The sequence below is a fragment of the Sorangium sp. So ce834 genome (genome assembly GCF_051521425.1).
Taxonomy (GTDB): Bacteria; Myxococcota_A; Polyangia; order Polyangiales; family Polyangiaceae; genus Sorangium; species Sorangium cellulosum_D.
Window position 1 is genome coordinate 11,637,837 of sequence record NZ_CP150351.1, and the last position, 16,266, is coordinate 11,654,102.

The window sequence follows — 16,266 nt, forward strand, 5'->3', positions numbered from 1 at the left end:
CGCCGGCGCTCCGCGCGCCGCTGACTCGGCCACGCTTCTTTGCTAGGGTCGCGCCTACACCTTGACATCGGCGGCCGCCAGCGGCCGTCCGGTGGCGGCGGGATCACGCGCGAGCGTGCCCCGTCAACCGTTTCTCAGGCTGCATCCAGCGGACGAGACCGAGCGGTTCCATGCTGCGCACGCGTATCCGGGCAGGTCCCCTCGCCGGCTTCGTCTTGAGCGTCCTGTTCGCGGCGTTCTTCGCCGTGCTCAGCGTGGGCGAGCTCTTGGTCCCGTCGCTCGCGCCCGAGATGGGCGAGCCTGCGCCCGTGACGCTGCGGGTCCCGTACGGTCCGCGGATCGTGCGCGACACGCACGACGGGAGCTTCTCGCTCTCGTACGAGCACGCGCGCGTGATCGTGCCGCGCGGCACGGTGCTGTCGGAGCACAACGAGGAGCACAACGCCGCGATGGCGTACGAGACGGTGCGGCGCATGCGCCGGCCCGGGCTCGGCGCGCGCGTCGCGAGCACGTACGTCATCCACCTCATCGTCTGCCTCATGCTGACGGTCTACCTGCGCCGCTTCGGGCAGAACCGGGTGCGGCTGCTCCGGACGCAGGTGGGCATGTTCGTCCTGATGACGGCCTCGCTCGTCGTCGCCAAGCTCCTCCTGCTCTTCACGGCGCTGCCCGAGTTCTGGATGCCCGTCGCCGCGCTCCCGCTCTGGGTGGCGATCGCCTTCGATCGGCGGACCGCGTTCCTCGTCGAGGTGGGCGTCGCGTTCATCGCCGCGTCGCTGCTGCGGTTCGACGTGGTCCTCCTGTCGGTGCTGCTCGTGCGCGGCATCGCCGCGACGATGTTCTTCTTCAAGCGCAAGGGCTCGCGGCAGCTGCTCGTCGCGGGCAGCCTCGCGGGCCTCGCCGGCGCGATCGGGTTCATCGCGCTGACCGTGCTGTTCGAGGGCAGCTTCGACCTGGCCGCGGATCTGAAGCTCTGGCTCGGGTCGAACGTGCTGGCCTGCATCGGCGGCGGGCTCCTCGTCGGCGTGCTCGGGCGGAGCCTCAGGGAGCCGGCCGAGCGGGCGATGGGGCACGTCCCCCGCGACAAGCTGCTCGACCTCACCGATCTGGAGCAGCCGCTGCTCAAGAAGATGGCGGCCGAGGCGCCGGGCAGCTGGGAGCACGCGCGCGCGATGGCGAACCTCGCCGAGGCGTCGGCCGCGGCGATCGGCGCCGACGCCCTGCTGACGCGCGTGGGCGCCTACTACCACGACCTCGGCAAGACGGTGCAGCCCAAGTATTTCATCGAGAACCTCGCGCAGGGCGAGCGCTCGCCGCACGAGGATCTCGAGCCGGAGGTCAGCGCCGACGCCATCATGGCGCACGTCGTGATGGGCACGAAGATCCTGCGGGAGGGCAACATCCCCGAGCCCGTGGTGGAGTTCGCGTACACCCACCACGGCACGCAGGTCGTCGAGTACTTCTGGCACAAGTGCGTCGAGCAGGGGAACCCGAAGGAGCTGACGCAGGAGCACTTCCGTTACCCCGGCATGAAGCCGCAGACGAAGGAGACGGCGATCCTGATGCTCGTCGACTCCATCGAGGCGGCGTCGCGGACCATCTGGCCGCCCGAGCACAAGAAGTTCGAGGAGATGATCCAGCGCGTGATGTTCTCGAAGCTCGCGTCCGGCCAGCTCGATCAATCCGGGCTGACGATCGAGGACCTGCGCATCATGACGACCCGGATGGCGTCGACGCTGGTCAACATGTACCACGGGCGCATCAAGTACCCGTGGCAGCGGGAGAGCGATCGCGCCGGGCACACGCCGGCGCCCCCGACGGCCACGCCGCACCCCGTGCGCCCCGCCACGCCCACGCCCGTGCCGTCGTCCGGCGCGATGGGTCGGGACGGGAGCGCCGCCGCGCCGCCCGCCTCGACCGCGCGGGGCGCGGCCGCGGCGGCGCCGGCGGTCAGGGACGACGCCGGGGGCGCCGCGAAGGACGAGAGCCCAGCGGAGTCCGTGCGGACGCCGAAGAAGACGCACTGAGCAGGCCGCGCGTTCGCGCGGAGGCGCGGCGGCCTGCCCCTGGAAAGGACGGTCCGATGCCCCCGACGATCGAGCAGAGCTTCATGAAGGCCCTCTTCCACGGCATCATCGCCGAGGACATCATCTTCCCGTACCCCGAGATGCCGGCCGAGGACCGGGAGACGACGTCGATGATGCTCGACAGCATGCGAAGGTTCTTCGCGTCGAGCGTCGACAGCGCGAAGATCGATCGAGAGCACGCCATCGAGCCCGGCCTCCTGGCCGAGATGAAGAAGCTCGGCCTGATGGGCCTGCAGATCGCGGGCGACCACGGCGGCGTCAACCTGAGCAACATGGCGTACGCGCGCGTGATGCAGGAGGTCGGCGGGCTCGACGCGTCGATCGCCGTCACGCTCGGCGCGCACCAGTCGATCGGCTTCAAGGCGATCCAGCTCTTCGGGACGGAGGAGCAGAAGCAGCGCTACCTCCCGAAGCTCGCGACCGGCGAGTGGATGGCCGCCTTCGCGCTGACGGAGCCGGGCGCCGGCTCGGACGCCGCGGCGATCCGGACGCGCGCCGAGGTGTCGGCCGACGGCTCGTACTACACGCTGAACGGGTCGAAGATCTGGATCACGAACGGCGGCATCGCCGACGTCTTCACGGTGTTCGCCCGGACCTCCGCGCTCGAGGAGGGGAAGAAGCCGAAGCTCACGGCCTTCATCGTCGAGCGGGGCATGGGCGTGAAGAACGGGCCGAACGAGCACAAGCTCGGGATCCGGGGCTCGTCGACGACGGAGCTCTTCTTCGACGACGTGAAGGTGCCGCGCGAGAACGTGCTCGGCGAGGTCGGCAAGGGCTTCAAGGTGGCCGTCGAGGTGCTCAACAACGGGCGGCTCGGGCTCTCGGCGGGGTGCGTGGGCGCCTGCAACACGCTGATCCGCATGGCGCTCGACCGGGTCCAGGAGCGGCGCGCGTTCGGCCGGAGCATCGGCGATTTCGGGCTCATCAAGGACAAGATCGCGACGATGCTGGCGCACACGTACGCGCTCGAGTCCATCACCTACCTGACGGCGAGCCTCGTCGACGCCAAGGTCCCGGACTTCTCGATCGAGAGCGCGATCTGCAAGGTCATGGGGAGCGAGACCCTGTGGTTCGTGGTCAACGAGACGCTCCAGATCGCGGCCGGCATCGGCTACATGCAGGACTACCCCTACGAGCGGCACCTGCGCGACGCGCGGATCAACATGATCTTCGAGGGGACGAACGAGATCCTGCGCTGTTTCATGGCGCTCTCCGGGATGAGCGGCCCGGGCAAGGCGCTCGCGGACGTGGCGAAGGCGATGCGAGAGCCCATCAAGGGCTTCGGGCTGCTCAGCGACTTCGCGATCCGCAAGGCGAAGTCGGTGCTCGGGCGCGAACGGATGTCGAAGGCGCACCCGCTGCTCAGCCGGGAGGCGGTGATCTTCGAGGACTACACGGCAGAGCTCGCCACGCACAGCGAGGACATGCTCCGGAAGCACGGGCGCGAGATCGCCGAGATGCAGTATGCGCAGCGCCGGATCGCGGAGATGGCCATCGACCTCTACTGTATGGCCGCGTGCATCTCACGCACGACCCGGGCCATCGAGCGGCGCGGCGAGGAGGGGGCGCGTCGTGAGATCGATCTCACAACCGTGTTCGTCGGCATGGCGCAGAAGCGGCTCAGTCAGCATGTCTCGGACTTCCAGAAGAACGACGACGAGCTGCGCAAGGCCATCGCTGTGCGAGCCTATGCGGATCGCGCCTACCCGTTCGATATCCTCTGATCGCATCCCGGCGCACCTCGACTGACATCGAGTACCATGGAGTCACCTCGAGGGAGGCGAGCGCCGCGCATCTCCTACGCCCACGCGGTTCAGGCGCATCGCGCGCATGGCCTCGATGACCGCCGGCGCGCGTCGGGCGAATCGGAGTAATCGGAGTGATCGGAGTGACGAGCGACAGGCTCCATTTCCGGAAGTTTTCGCCGCACGGCGTGGACGGATTGCGATACAATCGACTGGAGTAGCATTGGCGTAGACCCTTCGACAGGAATCGGGTGATCACTTGTCCCAGGCTAGGGCATTGGGTAGCAGGTGCGGAGCCATGAAGGAGACTGCTGAAGGTCGGGCCGTCATGGAGAAGTATCGCCTCGAGCGCAGGCTCGGGGGCGGGGGCATGGGGGACCTGTGGCTGGGCTTCGACATCAAGCTCCGGCGGCGGGTGGTCATCAAGTTCATCCGGAGCTTCGCGGCCACCGAGCCCGAGCTGATCGCCCGCTTCGAGCGCGAGGCGCGCGCCTCCGCGCGCGTCCGGAGCCCCTACGTCATCGAGACTTACGATTACGGCGTCGATCGCGGCTGCGCGTTCATCGTCATGGAGTACCTCGAGGGGGAGGACTTGAACCGCCGCCTCGAACGGGAGCAGAAGCTCCCGCTCGCGCAGGCGACGGTCCTGTTCACGCAGCTCGGCAAGGCCCTCGACGCGATCCATGCCGCGGGGGTGATCCACCGGGATCTGAAGCCGGGGAACATCTTCATCACGTGCTCGGGCGGCGATGAGCTCATCAAGGTGCTCGATTTCGGCGTCGCGAAGTCGTCTTGCTCGCGCGACCGGATCACCAAGACGGGCATGGTCCTCGGGACCCCTCGGTACATGAGCCCCGAGCAGACCATGGCGCCCAGGCAGGTCGATTACCGGAGCGATCTCTGGTCCATGGCGGTGATCCTCTACCGCGCGATCACCGGCCAGTGCCCGTTCGCCGGCGCCAACATCAACGAGCTCGTCCGGCACATCTGCCAGACCTCGTTCCCCAGGGCGTCCGAGCTCGCGCCGGAGCTCCCGACCGCGGTCGATGCGTTCTTCTCCCGGGCCTTCGCGTTCGATCCCGACGCGCGGTTCCAGTCGGGCAGGGAGATGATGGAAGCGTTCTGCGCGCTCTTCCCTGCGCACGCGCCGGCCTCCCGGCAGCCGGAGCCGCTGCCCTCGAGCCCGTCGCCGTACGAGCGGAGCGCCATCGTGAAGCGGGGCGCGCTGGGCGGGCCCGCGGCCCCGCCGCGCTACGCCATGGATCAGACGACCATGGCCGCCATGCTGGCGACCCCGGCGAACGATCTCGGCAGCGCGCCGACGACGGGCGACGCCGGAGGCCCCGCCTCGGACGACCGGCAGAGCGAGGTCGTGCTGGACAGCCGTGTCCTGCCGCCGCTTCGGATCCCCTGGCTGGTCGCGATCGCGCTGGTCCTCGCGGCCGCCTCCGTCGTGTGCCACAGCATGGCCCAGGGCGCGTCGTGGTCGATGGAGCCCGCAGAGAGCCCGACGTCCACGGACCTGTGATCGGCGCTGCGCCGCCCCGAGCGGGCCGCGCAGCAGCCCGCCCGGCAGGGCCTACCGCGCTTCTGTCTTCGGCGCGTCGGAGAGGCCGGAGATCCACCGGAGCTTCGGGGCGCCCTCGTCGATCCAGCGATCGCGCACCCGGCGCGCGAGCTCGGGGTGCTCGGTCGCCTTCACGGCCAGCACGGACACGAGGCACGTCCCCGGCCACGACTCGTAGACGGCGACCGCTCCGGCGTAGTCGTCGCTGGCGAACACCGACGCGATGCTGCCGTCGAGGACCTTGAACACGAGCGGCCGCACCTCGCCGTCGATCTCCTGCGTCGTCCGGATGATCTGCGCCTCCCCGAGGCGCACGCCGTAGCCGTCGGCGAGCGGCGCGTTCTTCGCCCAGAACTCGTCGAGGCAGCTGTCGGGGTCGCTCGGCCCCGAGGTGCTCGTGTAGAGGACCGACAGCGCGGCGTAGTGCTCGTCGCCGTACCGGAACGTCGCGCGCGTCGGGTGGCTCCAGATCCGCACGCGGCGCCAGCTCTTCCCGTCGACCAGCGGCACGTCGAGCGTGTTGAACCGGTCCCGCCGGCTCCCCCAGGGCTCGGCCAGCAGCCGCTCGAGCGCGGCCCGCTCGGGGTCGGCCGCGTCGCCGCCCGGGTTCTCGCGGGTGACCGACGCGGGCGTCGGGGGCAACCCCGGCGGCCTCGACGGGGGGGTGCTGCTGCAGGCGGCGGACGCGAGGCACGTGAGGAGGGGGATCGCCGACGCGGCCCCCCGACCGGTGGAAGAGCGCGCAGTCGGCCTGGAGCAGGGCATGGGCAACACGAGCCTCGGCAAGCGGTTCTCAGCGACGGCAGCCCCGCGAGCGAATCCCGCGGCGCCGCTACAATCGGACCTCGCGCATCGAAATTTTATTCTTGTCGAAGACGCCCAGCCCGAGCTCGCCCGCGATGCGGATGTACGAAGGCTCCCGGCTCGCCTCCTTGAGCGTGGGCAGCCCGTTCTCCTTGCGCCATCCCTCGACCACGCCCCAGCCGATCACATCCATGGCGACCGGATCGGTCGTGGCGTACACCGACTCGTGCAGGACGCGCCGCTTCGGGTTCTTGTCGAGCGGGCCCTGATCGTAGATGAGCTTGAAGCCGTCCGTGATGTGCAGGCGGACGCGGCTCTTCACCACGTCCTGCGCGTAGAGCTCGGCGATCTGCGGGCTCGCGGTGTGCTCGTGGAAGGAGTGCGGGTTGATGGTCGAGCCGTGGGTGATGTTCTTGAGGCACCCGGTGTAGCCGCAGATCGAGTGGTCCTTGATCAGCGAGACGTTGATCACCGCGGTCGCCTCGGTGAAGGGGCGGACGAACTTGGTGGGGATGCCGCAGACCGAGATGCTCGGCATCACCGCGTCCTTGTTCTCGTGCACCGCAGCGCGGATCCCGGCCGGGAACTCGGCGGCCGGCTTGGCCGTGCGGTCGGCGCAGCGGGTGCCGGCGAGGAAGGACGGGTACTGCTCGAAGATCATGACGTTCTCCGCGGGGACGCCGGCGGCGATGACCCCGCGCACGATCTCGAGCACGAGCTCCTTGTTGGTGGCCATGGTCGCGCCCTTCTGGCCGGCGATCCCGTTGGCCTTGATCGCCACGCGATCGTCCTTGTGGACGAAGCGGCCGAACGCGGCGCCGAGATCGCTCTTCCCGGTGAGCTCCGCCATGGCCCGCTCGAGCATCGCCTTCGCCGCGGACGCCTCGGGCCAGAGCCCGTTCGGCTGCATCGAGTTCGACTTCGTGACCTTCACGATCTTCCCTGGAATGGAGAGCGGCGTGAAGCCGGCGGGCGGCCTGGCCGCGAGGCTCGGCGGCGCGTCCGCGAAGGCCGCGTGCGGGCCGAGGAGCACGGCGCCCGCGGTGCCGGCGGCGAGGCCGCCGAGGAAGGCTCGGCGCGAGCGCCCCGCGGGGCCGGGATCAACGAAGCGACGGGGATCGTAGGGCATAAGACCTCGTGGTGAGCGCCTTGCGGCGGGGTGGATGCCGCCGGGTCGCCGGGCGCCCGGAGCGCTGATGGTAGCCGAGCTTCGCGCTCGAGACACGACGCCCGGGCCCGCCCCGGGCGCGCCTGCCTCTCCCGGACGGTGGCGCCCGGCGTCCACCTGCGGGGCCGGGCTCCCGGGGCGGCCGCCGCGGCGGCCGCCGCGGCGGGGCGGGCTCGACCGGCGAGCGCGCCTCCGCCATGGCGGCGCCATGCCGGGGAGCGCCGGTCGCGCGCCGTTGTCCCGGGTTTTTCAGGCGATCGCGCGCCGGCATGCCGCTCGCTTGGCGGCGCGGCCGAGGAGACGAACGCCGCTCGCATGCGCGGAGGGCGACGTCCTTTGCACGAGAAGGAGGCGCAGCACGATGCAAGCGACATCGAAAGGGACGAGCTCGCCCGACGGGCGGGCCGATGCAGGGCAGGACCATCCAGGACAGGACGACGAGGTGCGTCGCCCGTGGCGGGAGCGGGCGCTGGCAGCGCTCAGGGACTCGGCCTGGACCGCGCTGGGCGGCAAGGTCGCGGCGTACGTCGCGGGGTTCTTCGCGCTGGCGCTCGTGGGCTCCGGGCACGCGCAGAGCCTGCTCCCGGACCGGAAGGCAGACCTGTCCGCCGGGCTGGCGATGGCCGCCGGCGACCCGGCGCCGTTCGGCGCCGCCGCAGGAAGCCCGCCGCCCCAGGCCACGGCCGAGCCTGCCGCCGACGCGGGGGTCGCAGCAGCGCCGCCGCCGCCCGGCGATGCGGCGGCGCCGCCGCCCGGCGATGCGGCGGCGCCGCCGCCCGGCGATGGCGGCGCGGGCACACCGGCGGGCGGCGGCGTGACCGCGGACGGAAAGGTCGTGCTGAACCTCGCGACCGAGGCGGACCTCATGCGCCTTCCGGGCGTCGGCCCGGCGAAGGCGGCGGCGATCCTGGCGCTCCGCACCAAGATGAAGCGCTTCCGGAAGGTCGACGATCTGCTCCGGGTGAAGGGGCTCGGCCGGCGGTCGCTGAAGCGGCTGCGGCCGCTCGTGCTCATCGATCCTCCCTGAATCGAGCCTCCCTGATTGGGAATACCATCACCGAGCACGGGTTGAATGTCTCGGGGCCGCCGCGCCTCCGTCGCGTCGCGCAGAGCGGGAGTCGCCACGACCGGTGAGCGCGGCAGATCTGGATTGCGCGGAGCTCCGATTGGCGCTCCGCGAGCCGTTCAGGGCTCGTGACCTGCAAGCGCGCCATGCTGCGCAGATCCCATGTTCGCCGGGCGGCGCTCTCCGGTCCTCAGCGGATCGCGCCGCTGTACAGGAGCTCGCCGAGGCCGACGGAGGAGGCGAGACGGCCGTAAAGCGCCGCGCCGGATGCCCGGGCGACGCGGGCGACGGCGGGAGCCGCGGACCGGCGAGCTCTCGCGCGGGTGGCCCCTTGCCCTCCGAGGGCGGTCGGGCACACTGCGCCGCGATGCACGTCCACTTCGTCGCCGTCGCGGGCACCGGCATGGGTGCGCTGGCGGGGCTCTTCAAGGCCGCGGGACACGAGGTCTCGGGCTCCGACGTCTCCTTTTACCCGCCCATGGGACCGGCCCTCGAGCGGTGGGGCATCCGGCTCATGACCGGGTTCGACCCCGCGCACCTCGAGCCGCGGCCGGATCTCGTCGTGATCGGCAACGTCTGCCGCCCGACGAACCCCGAGGCGCGCGCGGCGATCGACGGCGACATGCGGGTGACCACGATGGCGCACGCGCTCGCGGACCACATGCTCGCCGGCCGCTCCCCGCTCGTCGTCGCCGGCACGCACGGCAAGACGACGACCAGCTCGATGTGCGCGTGGCTCCTCCACGAGGCCGGCAGGGACCCCGGCTTCCTCATCGGCGGCCTTCCGAAGAACTTCGAGGCGAGCTTCCGGCTGCCCCAGAGCGCCGCCGCGGCGAGCGACCGGCGCGGCCTGCCGCTCCTCAACGACGCAGGCGCCGGTCGCCGCCGGACGCCGTTCGTCGTCGAGGGCGACGAGTACGACACCGCCTTCTTCGAGAAGACGCCGAAGTTCTGGCACTACCGGCCCGAGGTCGGCATCGTCACGTCGATCGAGCACGACCACGTCGACATCTACCCCGACGCCGCGTCGTACGAGGCGGCGTTCCGCGGGTTCGTCGAGCGGATCCCGGAGACGGGGCTCCTCGTGGCGGCCGCGCACGATCCGCGGGTCGTCGATGTCGTGTCGCGGTCGGCGCGCGCCGAGGTCGCCTGGTTCGCGCTCGAGGGCGACGACACGCACGGAAAGCCGCCGCACTGGCTCGCCGCGCCCGCAGAGGCCGGCGCCGACGGCCAGTCGTTCGATCTGTACGCCGGCGGCGTGATGGCGGGGCGCTTCGCCCTGAAGATGCCGGGGCACCACAACGTGCGCAACGCCCTCGCGGCGATCGCGGCCGCGGCGCAGGGCTTCGGCGCGCCGCTCTCGACCGTGACCGCGGCGCTCGCCAGCTTCGAGGGCGTGCGGCGCCGGCAGGATCTCCTGTTCGAGGCGCGCGGGGTCCGCGTCTACGACGACTTCGCGCACCACCCGACCGCCGTGGACGAGACGCTGCGCGCGCTCCGGTCCAGGCACCCGAGCGGCGCGCTGTGGGCGGTGTTCGAGCCGCGCAGCGCGACGGCGTGCCGCGCCCTGCACCAGGAGCCCTACGCGCGCGCCTTCGACGCGGCCGACCGCGTGGTGCTCGCGCCGCTCGGGCGGCCGGACATCGCCGCGGCCGAGCGGCTCGATCTCGACCGGCTCGTGCGCGACCTCGCGCAGGCGGGCAAGCGCGCCGAGGCGGCGGCCTCGGTGGACGCGATCGTCGCCGCGATCGCGCGCGACGCGCAGGAGGGAGACACGGTCGCGCTCCTGTCCAACGGGGCGTTCGGCGGCATCTACGACAAGCTCCGCGGCGCGCTGTCGACGAGGTCGCGATGAGCGGGCGCGGGTCGGCGGAGCTGCTCGAGCTCTCCGGGATCGCGCTGCGCGTCGCCGAGGAGGCCGCGGCGCTCGTGCAGGCCGGGTTCCGCGCGGGCCCGCACGGCCTGCGCGTGGAGGAGAAGGGGCCGCACGATCTCGTGACCCAGTTCGACCGGGCGAGCGAGGACCTGCTCGTCGCGCGGCTCGGCGCGCTCACGCCGGGCATCGCCGTGGTCGGCGAGGAGCAGGGCGCCGCGCGCGCCGCGGAGCCGCGCGGCGGCCTCGTCTGGTACGTCGATCCGCTCGACGGCACGACGAACTTCGTCCACGGCCATCCGTTCTGGTGCGTCTCCGTCGGCCTGATGGACGACGACACGCCCGTCGCCGGCGCCGTGGTCGCGCCCATGCTCGGGCTCCGCTGGACGGGCTTCAGGCCGCGCGAGCCAGAGCCGCTCGGCGCCGCGCCGGCGCCGCCGGACGGCGAGGCGCGCCGCAACGGCGAGCGTTGCGCGGTCAGCGCCACGGCGTCGCTGGCGCACGCGATGGTGGCGACCGGCTTTCCGCCGGTGCGCGACCGGGCTCCGGACAACAACTTCGACGCCTTCATGACCGTCAAGCGCAAAGCGCAGGCCATACGGCGCTGCGGCAGCGCGGCGATCGATCTCTGCATGGTCGCCGACGGGACGTACGACGCCTACTGGGAGCGCCGGCTCCACGCCTGGGACGTGGCCGCCGGGAGCGCGATCGTGCGCGGCGCGGGCGGCGTGATCACCGCGCTCGACGGCGGTCCGCCGGACTACCACGTCGGAAACATCGTGGCGTCGAACGGCCTGCTCCACGACCCGATCATCGCCCTCTTCACCTAGCCCGGCTCGCCAGCTCGCCAGGTCGCTCGACAGCCGGCTCAGGGCCATCCGTAGGGCGTCGGGCGCTCGCGCACGAGCGGCGCGGCGTGAGCGCGAGACGAACGGGGCGACGCAACCCACGCGACCCACGCACAACCCACGCGACCGACGCAACCCACGCGACGCCCGCAACCGACGCAACCGACGCAACCGACGCACCCCACGCGACGCAAAACGTGAGAACCGTGCGGAGGAGCGGTTGACGGAGCCGCCCAGGGAACTATCCTATGGTCGTTCCCTCTGCCGACTTCGTGAGGCGCTGGACGATTGAATCCCGAGTAAGCGAGAACCAGGGAGCCAACAACGATACCGTGGTGAGCTAGGCCCGGAACCATTCACCGGGAAGCCTGAAGCGGTACTTCGGCTCCCACCTAGCAGCTATGCTAGGGGTTCAAGTCCTTCGGCCCACGTCCTCGGCGGTACGGAACATCTCTCCTCTGCGGGCCGTTCATGCGGCCCGCAGTTTTTTTGTGCGCGCGACATCCGCTGTGCCCGAGACAGGTGCCCAGCGGCCGCCGCACGCCTCGCCGCCGGGTGGCGCACGCCCCCGCCCAGGCGTAGCGCAGCGCGCACGGGGTGCGGGGCCAAGAGCCGCGCGCCGCACGGGCCGGCGTCGGTCCAGGCCAAGCGCGCGCCGCTCAGGCCGGCGTCGGCCCAGGCCGGCGCGCAGCACGGGACGCGCGTCGGTCCAGGCCAGCGCGCAAGCGGCGCCGGTGCGCGGCGGAGCAGCGCGACGCGGGGCGCGCGGCGCGCGGCGCCATCGCGCGGACCGCGGCCCGGCTTTTGTTTCCGTTCTCATCCCCCTTCCGGTAGCTTCGGGCCTGCGATGGACACGAGATCCCCTCGATCTTCAGGAGCGCAGCACGACGAGCGGCGCCCGCTCGCCGGCGCAGCGCGGTTCGGGTCGTCAAGCCACCTCGGGCGCCGCGTCCCCGGCCGCGCGCGCCTCGCGCGGCGCCTGGCCCTGACGCTCGCGATCCTCATGGCGCCCGGGGCGGCCCTGGCCGCGGTGACGCTCAAGGGCCGGACCACGGGCATGCCCAAGCTCCTGAACCCGGTCTGGAACGAGGCCAAGGACCCGAAGGCCAACCGGTACACGTTCCGCGAGCCCTCCCCGACCGTCCGCGCCGACGTCCGCGCGCTCGTCGGCTACATGCCGAAGGAGCTGTGCGTCGTCGCGCTCGGCGAGAAGGGCGAGCCGCAGAAGACGCCGCGGACCGTCGTCATCTCGGGCGGCCGCACCTCGCCCGTGACCGTCGTCGTCGCCCCGGGCCAGCAGATCCAGTTCGAGAACCACGATCCGTTCCCGCACAAGATCTACGACGTCGGCAACAAGGCGCTCCCGCCGGTCGAGCTCGCCGCCGCCAAGACCCGCGCCTGGACGCCGCCAGGGCCGGGCAAGTACGAGATCCGCGATCAGCTCGCCCCGAGCATCCGATCGTGGATCGTCGTCGAGCCGAAGGCCGTGGCGAGCGCCTACCCGGATCGCCAGGGGAGCTTCGCCCTGGAGGTCGAGGCCGGCACGTACATGCTGCAGGGCTACTTCAACGGCGAGCCGGTCGGAAAGGCCGTCGAGGCCGTCGTGAAGCCCGGGCCGGACCAGCAGTTCCTCAAGGAAGCCGTCGTCGTGGGCGAGGCCGGCGGGCCGAGCGCGGAGGCAGGAAAGTAGGCCATGCTGCTGTCGCGCTTCTGGTACGGGGTGCTCGCGCTCGCGCTCGGCGCCGCGATCTTCGTCCTCTTCGTCGCCGCCCAGCTCTACAACCGCTCGAGCCACCGCGCGATGAGCGAGGCGCTCAGCGCCGACTCCAGCGCCGTCGAGTGGTTCCTCAACGACGACGCCCGGAAACGATCGAGCGCGCTCATCCGCGTCGCGCTGAACCCGGCCCTGCGGACGGCGCTCGCCAAGTCGTCGACCGAGGCCAAGCCGGGCGCCGAGCTGCGCGAGAAGGCCCGCACCGCGCTGCGCAGCGCGGTCGCCGAGGTGCCCCCGGAGCTGAAGTTCGACCACGTGTGGGCCGTCGACGCGGCCGGCCGGGTCGTCGCGTCGGTGGACTTCGAGCACCGCGAGGACTGGGAGCTCGGCGGCTACCCGCTCGTCGCCGACGCCCTCCACGGCTGGATCCGCGACGACGCGTGGGTCTGGAAGGGCCGCATCCTGCGCGTCGTCGCGCGCCCCGTCGAGCAGGACGTCAACGGCGAGCCGGTCGGGGCCGTGATCGGCGCCAAGATCATCGACGACACCTTCGCCCGCGCGGTCACGAAGCGCACCGGCGCCGCCGTGGGCTTCTACGCCGAGGGGGCGCGCGTCGCCTCCGGCGCGCCCGAGGGGTTCGACAAGGCGAACCTCGACCAGATCACGCAGGATCTGAAGCTGCTCGACGACAACAAGGACTACCTCGAGAAGGGGCGCTCCGAGGTCCGCGTCATCAGCCAGCACCTCGGCGTGGTCTACGCGCGGCTGCCCGGCGAGGCGTGGGAGCTCGGCGCCGGCTACGCGGTCGGCCGCCTCGCGGCGTCGGTCGACTCGCCGCTCAACTTCCTCGACAAGGCGAACAACGACGACAAGAGCCAGGTGCCCACGTTGCTGCTCCTGGCCGGCACCCTCGTCCTGGCCGCGATCGGGCTGGTGTTCTCGTTCCTGGAGCACACGCGGCCGCTGCACGTCTTCCGCAACGAGGCGGCGCGCTTCGCGAAGGGCGAGGTCGACGTGCTGGCGCCGAGCCGGTTCCGCGGCGCGTACCGGAAGATCGCGGCCGACATCAACGACGGCGTCGAGAAGGTGGCCGCGAAGGGCGGCGCGCCCAGGAAGGCCGCCGACCTCGAGCAGGTGCTCGGCCCGATCCCGGCGCAGCCGGCGATGAGCGCGTTCTCGGTGCCGCTCGGCCCCGGCGAGCCGCGCCCCGATTCGCGCCCGTCGTACCCGAAGCCCATGGTGAGCCCGCGCAGCCCGACGCGGCGGCCTGGCTCGCACCCGCTCAGCGGCCCCCCGCCGGCCCGCGACTCCGAGGAGCCGGTCGAGGCGGTCGAGGAGGTCTCGGACGCGAACATCGCGCCCTCCGCGCTCGGCCCGCCGGGCGCCCCCGGGCGCCCGCCGCCGCGGCGCCCGCCGCCGCCGCCGCCCAAGGCGCCGGGCGCGCCCGCCCCGGCGCCCCCCGTCGCCGAGGCGACGAGCGCGCCGGAGGCCCCGGCCGCGCGGCAGGACGGCGCGGGGGACCCGGACGAGCTCGCCGAGTGGAACGCCGTCTACGAGGAGTTCCTGTCGGTCAAGCAGCAGTGCGGGGAGCCCACGAACGCCCTCACCTTCGACAAGTTCAAGGGGACGCTGCAGCGCAACAAGGACGCGCTCGTGGCGCGCCACAACTGCTCGCGGGTGCGCTTCACGGTCTACGTGAAGGACGGCAAGGCGGCGCTCAAGGCGTCGCCGGTGAAGTGACCCGCCGGGGATCGCCCGCGCGGAGACGGAGATCATGAGACGAGGAGCTGCCGGCGCCGCGGGCGCCGCGTTCGCTGCGATGGTGGCCGCCGGCGCGGCGCGCGCGTCGTCGGGGCTCGACTCGCCGGACATCGGGGTGCTCCAGCTCGGCCGCGGCGGGGCGTGGGTCGCGCGGGCCGACGATCCGCTCGCGGCCTACTTCAACCCGGCGGGGCTCGCCGCGCAGCGGAGCAGCGCGCACGGCGGCGTCCACTTCATCCATCAGGCGCAGTGCTTCACGCGCCTCGGCCCCGACGGGCGCCCCGTCCCGCCGAGCGCCACGACGGCGATCCCGGCGCCCGGCAGCGAGGGCGGCCCCGGCCCGAAGGTCTGCGCCGAGGGCGGCCTGTTCCCGAACCCCCAGCTCGCCGCGACCCTCCGCGTGAGCGACGCGCTCGCCGTCGGCGTCGCGGCGCTCGGCCCGCACGGCGTCGGCGCGCGGTCCTGGCCCGAGTCGCTCCCGTACACGCACCCGAGCTTCGGCGCGATGACGCAGCCGTCGCCCCAGCGGTACCTGCTCACGTCGCTCGACGCCCTGATGCTGATGCCGACGCTCTCGGTCGGCTTCACCCCGACCGAGGGGGTCTCGTTCGGCGCCGGCTTCATCTGGGGCGCGGCGGTCATCGACTTCGTCAACTTCGCCGAGGCGACCTCGGCCGAGGGCGGCGACGACTTCAACGCGCACGGCGACCTGCGCACGCGCGCGAAGGCGGAGGACCTCTTCGTCCCGGGCTTCGTCCTCGGCGCGCGCTGGGCGGCGACGCCGCACCTCGATCTGGGCGCGTGGTTCAAGTGGCAGGACGCGGTGCGCGCGAAGACCGACCTGACCATCGAGTCGCGCTACTGGACGCCGGCGGGGGTGAAGAACGAGGACCCGTGCAGGGGCGAGGCGCCCGGGTGCAACGTCACCGAGGCGCGGGGCGCGGGAGAGCTCAGGATGCCGATCCCCATGGAGGCGAAGCTCGGCCTCCGGTACCACCGGCCGCGCGCCTTCGCCCTGCGGCCCGCGCAGCCCTCGGCCGCCGCGCCGCGCACCCGCGACCCGATGATCGACGATCTCTTCGACGTGGAGCTCGACTTCACCTGGGCCAACAACAGCGCGGTCGACGCGATCGAGGTGCGGTTTCGCGAGGGCATCCCGGTGCGCGGCACGGGCGTGGGCACGGTGCCGCCGAACGCCGACGTCCCGCACCGCTGGCGCGACGTCTTGGGAGTCCGGCTCGGCGGCGATTTCGTCGTGCTCCAAAATCTCCTCGCGCTGAGGGCCGGCGGCTTCTTCGAGCAGAAGGGGCAGGACGACGCCGATCTGAACCTCGATTTCCACCTCGGCTACCGGGTCGGCGTCGGGGCCGGCGTCACCGCGCGCATCGGCCCGGTCGACGTTTCGGCGGCGTTTCAGCACACGTTCTTCGGCCCTCTGGACAACGGCGGGGAGGGGCGCATCAAGGCCGTCTCCGGCGCCGTGCCGAGCGGCTACCGCAGCATCCAGAGCGTGAACGGCGGCCGCTTCGAGAGCAGCCTGGACGAGTTCGGTCTGAGCGGAACGATGCGCTTCTGAGCGGGCGGCCGCTCGCGCGTGGAAGCGGCGGGGGGCGCGGCCCAATGCGGCGCGGCG

The 16,266-nt window shown here is 72.2% G+C and carries 11 protein-coding genes and 1 other RNA gene; 10 read left to right on the top strand and 2 right to left on the bottom strand.

Annotation, left to right across the window (positions count from 1 at the left end):
• Positions 1-170 precede the first annotated feature (170 nt).
• The 3 genes from WMF20_RS42780 (at position 171) to WMF20_RS42790 (ending at position 5,360) form a co-directional block, all read left to right on the top strand.
• Positions 171-2,027 carry an HDIG domain-containing metalloprotein gene (locus WMF20_RS42780; RefSeq protein WP_437607459.1) on the top strand — a complete coding sequence of 619 codons (1,857 nt, stop codon included), beginning with the start codon at positions 171-173 and terminating at the stop codon, positions 2,025-2,027.
• Positions 2,028-2,083: 56 nt separating this feature from the next.
• Positions 2,084-3,811, top strand: coding sequence for an acyl-CoA dehydrogenase family protein (locus WMF20_RS42785; protein ID WP_129579641.1), 1,728 nt, complete (start codon positions 2,084-2,086; stop codon positions 3,809-3,811).
• 319 nt (positions 3,812-4,130) lie between these two features.
• On the top strand, positions 4,131-5,360 hold the full coding sequence (locus WMF20_RS42790) for a serine/threonine-protein kinase (protein WP_437607461.1): 1,230 nt from the start codon (positions 4,131-4,133) through the stop codon (positions 5,358-5,360).
• Between the two features lie 51 nt (positions 5,361-5,411).
• Here WMF20_RS42790 and WMF20_RS42795 read toward each other — a convergent pair whose 3' ends face one another.
• Both WMF20_RS42795 and WMF20_RS42800 read right to left on the bottom strand, forming a co-directional pair.
• A complete protein-coding gene (locus tag WMF20_RS42795) occupies positions 5,412-6,041 on the bottom strand; it encodes a hypothetical protein (protein ID WP_129579643.1) in 630 nt (209 codons plus the stop codon).
• Positions 6,042-6,231: 190 nt separating this feature from the next.
• The gene (locus WMF20_RS42800) at positions 6,232-7,332 is read right to left on the bottom strand and encodes a DUF362 domain-containing protein (RefSeq protein ID WP_437607463.1); all 1,101 of its coding nucleotides are present in this window, start codon (positions 7,330-7,332) and stop codon (positions 6,232-6,234) included.
• A gap of 400 nt (positions 7,333-7,732) precedes the next feature.
• Between WMF20_RS42800 and WMF20_RS42805 the strand changes: the two genes are divergently transcribed.
• From WMF20_RS42805 to WMF20_RS42835, 7 genes are all read left to right on the top strand, one after another.
• Positions 7,733-8,398 (top strand): ComEA family DNA-binding protein, encoded by a 666-nt coding sequence (locus WMF20_RS42805; protein ID WP_437607465.1) that lies wholly within the window; start codon positions 7,733-7,735, stop codon positions 8,396-8,398.
• Positions 8,399-8,804: 406 nt separating this feature from the next.
• Positions 8,805-10,292: a UDP-N-acetylmuramate--L-alanine ligase gene (locus WMF20_RS42810; protein ID WP_437607466.1), complete on the top strand. Its 1,488-nt coding sequence runs from the start codon at positions 8,805-8,807 to the stop codon at positions 10,290-10,292.
• The gene (locus tag WMF20_RS42815; protein ID WP_437607468.1) at positions 10,289-11,140 is read left to right on the top strand and encodes an inositol monophosphatase family protein; all 852 of its coding nucleotides are present in this window, start codon (positions 10,289-10,291) and stop codon (positions 11,138-11,140) included. Before WMF20_RS42810 ends, WMF20_RS42815 begins: the two co-directional genes overlap by 4 nt.
• Positions 11,141-11,413: 273 nt before the next feature.
• Positions 11,414-11,606: non-coding RNA, 6S RNA (gene ssrS / locus WMF20_RS42820), on the top strand.
• A 399-nt stretch (positions 11,607-12,005) separates the two neighbouring features.
• Positions 12,006-12,848 (top strand): hypothetical protein, encoded by an 843-nt coding sequence (locus WMF20_RS42825; RefSeq protein WP_437607470.1) that lies wholly within the window; start codon positions 12,006-12,008, stop codon positions 12,846-12,848.
• 3 nt (positions 12,849-12,851) lie between these two features.
• Positions 12,852-14,612 (top strand): MXAN_5187 family protein, encoded by a 1,761-nt coding sequence (locus tag WMF20_RS42830; protein ID WP_129579649.1) that lies wholly within the window; start codon positions 12,852-12,854, stop codon positions 14,610-14,612.
• 34 nt (positions 14,613-14,646) lie between these two features.
• Positions 14,647-16,209, top strand: a complete 1,563-nt coding sequence (locus tag WMF20_RS42835; protein WP_437607472.1) for an OmpP1/FadL family transporter — start codon at positions 14,647-14,649, stop codon at positions 16,207-16,209.
• Positions 16,210-16,266 lie beyond the last annotated feature (57 nt).